The sequence below is a fragment of the Microcoleus sp. Pol10D4 genome, assembly GCF_036701555.1.
GTDB lineage: Bacteria > Cyanobacteriota > Cyanobacteriia > Cyanobacteriales > Microcoleaceae > Microcoleus.
This window is the reverse complement of record NZ_JAUBRA010000007.1, coordinates 176,350-183,101: the sequence shown is the minus strand read 5'-3', so window position 1 is coordinate 183,101 and position 6,752 is coordinate 176,350. Positions and strand designations below refer to the sequence as shown.

Sequence of the window (6,752 nt, the reverse complement as noted above, 5' to 3'; positions counted from 1 at the left end):
AGTCATAATAGATTATTTAATATGCTGCGTGATTACACAATCATTCTGCCTATTCAGGACGGCGATGTCTGAGGGGTTTCACCCCTCAGACATTCGCCAACAGTCTCTTAGAAACCGCGCCTACACAAACAAAACCAGACGAGAGCGGGTTAAAGGCAAATTTCACACAATTTAAACTAAACTTCCCCCCGTGGGGGGAAATTTAAAAATCTGAAACCTTTACTCACCAAGTTAATCTCAGCTTTTTTGCTCCTCCTTTTAAAATCGCTGAAGCCATTACACAGATAAGCTTTTTATGATTTTAACTAAAGAGCGCTAAAAATCTTATTCAGACTAAGTTTCAAGACTTTTTAAGGTTATTATTAATAAGTCTAAAAAAATCTTGAAAACACGCCCTAACCGAAACTATCGGAGACAAACACATAGCCACCACCATACCCGACAGCATTATCCACTAATATTAAGCCGTCATTGGTCTGCGGATCGCCACTCTGAGCAAGTCCATAATTCACCACGCGCAACAACCGCTGTGGGGTAAACGATTCCAATTCCACAAAATTCCCTGCATCCAGCCATGCTAGTTCTTCGGCTGTTAAACCTTGCCTCACTGTGTCGGGTAATTGACGGGCGGTTTGTGCGACTGTTTGAGATTGCTGCACAAACATATCGCGGGTTGCTAAGATTTGACGGGGAGAAATTCCCAAATCAAAAATCGTCACCGCTTGATTGCCAAACCAGTTTGGACTGGTTCGCAGTTGATGTACCAAGCCAACTCCAGCAGGGCTCGCATTGTGCAGTGCATAGACTTTTAAATCGGTATTACGCCGCAGCATTTCAATCACGGTACTGAAGATGCTTTGGGGATAGCCACTAATACTAAGAATCGCGCAGTTGTTTTCAAAATGGACGTTGTTGGCAATGAGGAATTGAGCTATTTCGTCACTGTCACAGATAATTGCGCGATCGAAACTGTAGGCGGTGATTTCGGGATCGATGGCGGCGGGTAAAGCGTTTTGACGAGGAGCCGACAGCAGTTTTTCTAACGTTCCGTTCACCCTTTGCCAGCGTTGTAGCCATTCATCGCTCTGCGCTGCATTGACGAGAAATACTTCACGAATTTCCTGTTGACGACGTTTTTGTGAGGTGCCGAGCCACAAGGAAAATAGCCCTAGGAAACAGACTGTGATATACCCGGTAAAAAAATTAATAATCAGACTGAAGGGAACACCTATCACTAAAATAATTATCCCTAAAATTTGTAGATTTTTAGCATTATTTTTTCTGCTGTGAATACCTTGCTGAGAAGAGTTGCTATTTTTAAAAAGTTGCCCAATCCACAAAACATTGTAAAAAATGAATAAAATAAAAACTGCTAATTGCGGCGGATCTTGAAGCATATTACTAATAAAAATCCAGACGAAAATCGCTCCCAAAACGGGGAAAAATAAGTATAAACCAAGCCAACTCCATTGGCCAATTGAAGCACGATATTTAAGCCTTTTGTCAATAAAATACAAAAACTGTTTGAGCGTGAAGAATAACATATTTTGGCTGGAAATATCTTCGATCGCCTTCTTGAAAAACGGATCGGTGAATGCGAATCTTTGATCGGTGACGGTAGTGGGTTCAAACACAAACAGATGGTTGCACTGTTTGCAACGACCTGAGTTCCTGGTACGATCTCTCAAAATGTTGTCGGTGTTACACTGGACGCATTTCATTCCCATTTCGGTTACTCCTGATTAATTTAATGGATTTATATCGTTGGCGGTTGTTTCGGAATGATTTTACCGCAGAGGCCGCAGAGGGCACAGAGGAAGAGAAGAGAGAGATGAATAGTTCGGTTTAAAAGATTTGCCCGTTTAACAAGATAGAATAGTCTTCTCGCTGTCGAATTAATCGATCGCCCTTAGCATCAATCAACACTTCAGCAGGGCGGGGGCGGTGCAGAAAATGTGACGACATCGCATAGCCGTAAGCGCCGCTATCCAAAATCGCGATCGCATCTCCAATTTTGAGTTTCGGTAGCCAACAGTTGCGGCCCAAATAATCCCGCGAATAAGTTGTGTTGCCGCAAATATCCGTTTCATGTCGCGATACATCGTCGGTTTCCCAAGTTGCGATCGCCCGATAGCCCCCGTGCACCGCAGGCACTGATAGATTTGATACAGTCGTATCCACACCGACAATTTGCCGATTGCCCAACCACTTCACCGACACAACTTTCGCAAGCAAAACGCCGCAACCTGCGATCGCCGATCGTCCCGGTTCAATCACCAACTCGATCGGGCGAGATAGCGCACTCAATCGTTCAGTAATCGCCGCACCAAACTCCCGCCAGTCAAACACTGCACCGCCTCGATAGGGATAGCCAAAACCACCGCCAAAATCAAGGGTTCGCCAATCTGGCAACTGTTGGGCGATCGCAATCAGGCGATCGATCGCCTGCGTAAAAGCACTCGTGGCGTTAGTTCCAGTCCCCCGATAAAAATGCAATCCAGTAATCCTCAACCCCTGCTGCTGCGCGATTTTATTGGCTTTCTCAAATTCGGCGGCACGTACTCCAATCCGACTGTCTCCCGTCAATTCCGGTGAGTTGAGGCGCAGTCCAATTTCGGCACGGATCGATCGCGGTTGACTGCCGGAATATTCGCAAAAATCCTGGAGTTGCGACAGACTATCGAAGTTAAATCGATCGATCTTCCATTCAATCAATTGCTGAATATCCGCCCTGTTGAGGTTACTGCCCGTGTAGACAATGCGATCGCCCGTAAAACCCGCTTTCAGCCCCAAAAAAACATCCCCCGGTGTATTCGCGTGTAGCCCCCAACCAGCTTGCTGAATCAATTGCAACAGAGCAATATTGCCGTTGGTGACGCTAGCAAAATGAAACTGAACGTGCGGATAGTCGATCGATCGCGTAATATGCTCAAGAGTCTGACGGAGGATATCGGCTTGATACACATATAAGGGCGAACCATAAGTTGACAAAAGTCGCTGGGCCATTGCTTCGGAGAACGGCGGCGAATTTGTTTTGGTTTCATTCTGTAGCAAAGATTCAGTCATATAGAAGAAGTTCGGCAACGGATTTTGTAACGGATGTAACGGATGTTCGGCAACGGATTATTTAACGGATTTAACGGATGTTCAAAACAGGGAAGATTATAAAATCAACAGTCAACAGTCAACAGTCAACAGTCAACCTCCTTCGATATTTCCAAATGCGTTGGCCGATCGCCGGTGGCAACCAAAACACATGATCCAGCGATCGCTTAACCGGAATTTCGCCTAAAACCTCGGTTCGCCATGCCTGCCACATCAGCAGCAGCCAGAGATTATTGCCAATATAGCGATCGCGCATTGCAACTCCGAGTTGTCCCGATAACATCGAGTCGGCCAAATGGGGCTGCCAGCAATTTTGCGATCGCAACACATTCGGATTCAGCCGATCTCCGATCGCAGCCCAAAACTCCCGGTAATACCAAACCTTCAACGGCACACCCATCCCGCGCTTTTCCCGCCAGACAATTTCCGGCGGCAACCAGCGTTCGGAGGCTTTTTTGAGGATGTATTTTTCGCACGCACCTTGCAGTAGCAGCTCGCCAGGGAGTTGAAACGTCCATGCTGTGAGGTCGGGGTCGCAGAAGGGCGATCGCACCCACAAACCGCAAGCGAACGCCAATGCCGTTGCCCTCGGCTGAATATTTTGGGCACCTTTGAGCATCAGCGAAGCGCGCCGTAGCCTCGCTAACAGGGAAGGACAGGTTTCGGGATCGATCGCGTCTTGCAGATAAACGCTCAAATCGTGAGACTGGATGCGATCGAGCATTTCTGGCGAAAAAATCTGTTTTTCATAACCATAAAATCGCTGAAACGTCCGCAAATACTGCTGTTCAAAGGTTTCTTTTCCGGCAGGATGTTCTGCACTGTAAACTCCGTTGGCAATCAAAGGTTTGTTTGTCCATCCCGCAAATAGCTGATCGCCATTCTCGCCATTGAATACAACTCGCACGTCTTGCGCCGCCGCCTGTTTGAGCAAAAACAGTGCAGCCGTCGTGCCGTCTCCATAGGGTAAATCGAGGGCTTTGGCGGTTGGCCCGATCGCGCGCAACACTGCATCGCCCGTCGCCGCCACTCGGATCAGCGGAATCTGGAAAAAGTCCGCCACCTGTTGGGCGTAGGGCAGTTCGGAATAGGCTTCGACACCAAAATCGAGGGCATAGGCGCGCACTTGCAAGCCTGCTTTCACTAGCAGCGCTGTCACTAGGGAAGAATCAATGCCACCGGAGAGTAAAACGCCTACGGGTTCGTCGATCGGCAAATCGGCCACTTGTCGATCGATCGCCTGTTGCAACAGCACTTGCAATTGTGCGATCGCCTCATCCTCACTCCGCAGTAGTTGGGGTGCTTCTTGCCAAGCCGATGGCAGCGATTCCCTACGGGATAGCTTTGCCGCGCGTACTTTCGGCAGATCGTTAACATCGGCGATTTCCCAAATCATCTCGCTTCCGGCTGCTACGGATGCAATTTGCTCGATCGGCGTTAACGGCGTGGGCACGTAGGAAAAACAAGCATAACTGTGTAGGGCGATCGGGCTAATTTGAGGGGAAGCAATCAGCGGTAGCAGCAATTGCATTTGCGTCGAAAACCAAATCGTTTCTCCCAACTGCATCCAGTAAAGCGGAACTCGCCCAAACGGATCGCGCCCCAGCCTTAGCTGTTTCGCTTCTACCGCCGCCCAAGCATCTCCCGGTAAATCGGTTGGCCCAAATCGCCCGCAAGCATTCAGCGTCACTGTGTCAGCCGTGAGTACAGATGCAGAGGCGATCGCCCACTCGGATAATTTGCCCTGCCGAATGCAGTAATCTGGGACTAAACGGCTGAGCGTTTTTGTGCGATCGTCCTCTCCCCAGTAGCCGATAAAATGTGAAGGTTTGTCGATCGCACCCATTAGATGTCTCCAATAATTATTGTGGAACAGGCATCTTGCCTGTTCAAAACAGGCTTTTTTGGATAAGTCTATTTAGATATCTCCAATCATTGTGGAACAGGCATCTTGCCTGTTCAAAACAGGCTTTTTTGGATAAGTTTATTTATTTCACCGTGAAAGGTTCAGTGCTGATGACGCGCCCATCCAGGGACATCCGAACTTCCCATTTGCCGGGGGCAGCAGCAGATCCGAGATCGTAAAAGCAGTGCGTATTCCAAACGGCAGTATCGATCGTGCGAGTTTGATACCTGCCCTGATGAACAATGTCACCGCTGGGATTAATCCAATCGCATTGCAGAGACAACTGATTGCCGATCGGAGCATTTTTCAACGTCACCTGGTAGTAGATGCGGGGATTAATTTGACGGTTGACTTGAGTAAGGCTGTCACCACCTTTTTTCGATAGCGCAATCCTGTCTTCTCCTCCCACAACTTGAGCAGTTTTTTGTTGCTGATTTTGCCCGAACAGTACGCCTATACCGATCGCAGAGATGACAACGGCTGTCGTGGCGATCGCGATCCAACGGTTGCGTCGCTGCTGTTTTTCTAGGACTTCGCGGCGGCGCATTTGGGCGATCGCATCTTCTAAAAGCTCATCAGGCAGATTCAACTCCCGTAAAATTTCTCTTACCTGATCTGGGGCCAATTCTAACTCGCGCTGCTGCGATAACTTGTCGATTTCAGCGACTACCTGTGCTAACTGAGTTTGAGTGAGTCGAGTTTCCATAAAGTTCTTTTCCAGTAAAAATTAGATATAGAAATCACATTTCTCTTCTCTTCCTCAGTGTCCTCTGCGCTCTCTGCGGTTTAATTACTCATATTATTCAATAAATAGCTCTCAAAGTCAATTCATAAAAATCATAACCTTAACCTCATAAAATTCATATTTATAGTCCTGGACGCATGGGATATCATGCGAAACCAGTTTTTTTACGAAAAGAGGCGTTCCCACCCGCAGATTAGGTCAAAAAAACGGTTTCTTTGTCGGAGTGCGTCCAGAACAGACTTATATAAAATCCAGACTAGGAAACTCTTCTACTTTTTGGAAATCAGTTAAATTCAACTTTCCTGAATCTATTTTTTCCTGTTGACGATTCAACCAAATTGCGTTTATTCCCGCATTTTTAGCACCACAATAATCAGCCTTGAAGCTGTCGCCAATATGCAACACATTCTCGGCAGTGCAGTTGTGCTTTTGCAATGCTGCGGTAAAAATTTGAGACTGGGGTTTTGCTGCACCAACTTCGGTGGAAATTGTCACTGATGTGAAATATTCCGCTAAGTTTAGTGCTTTTAATACTGCATAAATTCGGGAATCGAAATTCGATACTACTGCTAATTCAATTCCTTGTTGCTGCCACTTATTTAATGCTGGCAATACGTCGGGATAGACGAACCAAGGTTCGGCGGTGGCAAAATGAGCGTAGAGTTCGGCAAAGAATTTGGGAAAGTCTGAAAATTGATTGAAAACGCCTGCTCTTTGAAAAGCGTTCGCGCAAACTGCTTGCCACCATTCAAATTCTAGTTGGGGAATTTTTGCTAATTCTCTTCCGGGAAATGCCATCGGATTTGAGTCAGCAAAACTTTGGAAAAAAGCTGTATTTAAGTCTTCGTTAGAAACAGTTACTCCCCAACTGCGGGCGAATTTTCCGTAGACTTCGCCGACGCTGCCGCGCACGTCAAATAGTGTGCCAGCGGCATCTAAAAAAAATACTTTGGTCATTGGTTAATGGTTATTAATTATTAGTCAGTCAACTGTCAA

At 46.9% G+C, this 6,752-nt stretch carries 5 protein-coding genes; all 5 read right to left on the bottom strand.

What is annotated here, in order from left to right; all coding sequences use genetic code 11:
- Window positions 1–395 precede the first annotated feature (395 nt).
- On the bottom strand, window positions 396–1,634 hold the full coding sequence (locus QUA36_RS06540; RefSeq protein ID WP_333456264.1) for a hypothetical protein: 1,239 nt from the start codon (window positions 1,632–1,634) through the stop codon (window positions 396–398).
- 211 nt (window positions 1,635–1,845) lie between these two features.
- On the bottom strand, window positions 1,846–3,066 hold the full coding sequence (locus tag QUA36_RS06535) for a decarboxylase (RefSeq protein ID WP_333456262.1): 1,221 nt from the start codon (window positions 3,064–3,066) through the stop codon (window positions 1,846–1,848).
- 118 nt (window positions 3,067–3,184) lie between these two features.
- On the bottom strand, window positions 3,185–4,951 hold the full coding sequence (locus tag QUA36_RS06530; RefSeq protein ID WP_333456260.1) for an asparagine synthetase B family protein: 1,767 nt from the start codon (window positions 4,949–4,951) through the stop codon (window positions 3,185–3,187).
- A gap of 142 nt (window positions 4,952–5,093) precedes the next feature.
- Window positions 5,094–5,717 (bottom strand): DUF3859 domain-containing protein, encoded by a 624-nt coding sequence (locus QUA36_RS06525; RefSeq protein WP_333456259.1) that lies wholly within the window; start codon window positions 5,715–5,717, stop codon window positions 5,094–5,096.
- 279 nt (window positions 5,718–5,996) lie between these two features.
- Window positions 5,997–6,713: an HAD-IA family hydrolase gene (locus QUA36_RS06520; RefSeq protein WP_333456257.1), complete on the bottom strand. Its 717-nt coding sequence runs from the start codon at window positions 6,711–6,713 to the stop codon at window positions 5,997–5,999.
- Window positions 6,714–6,752: the final 39 nt, after the last annotated feature.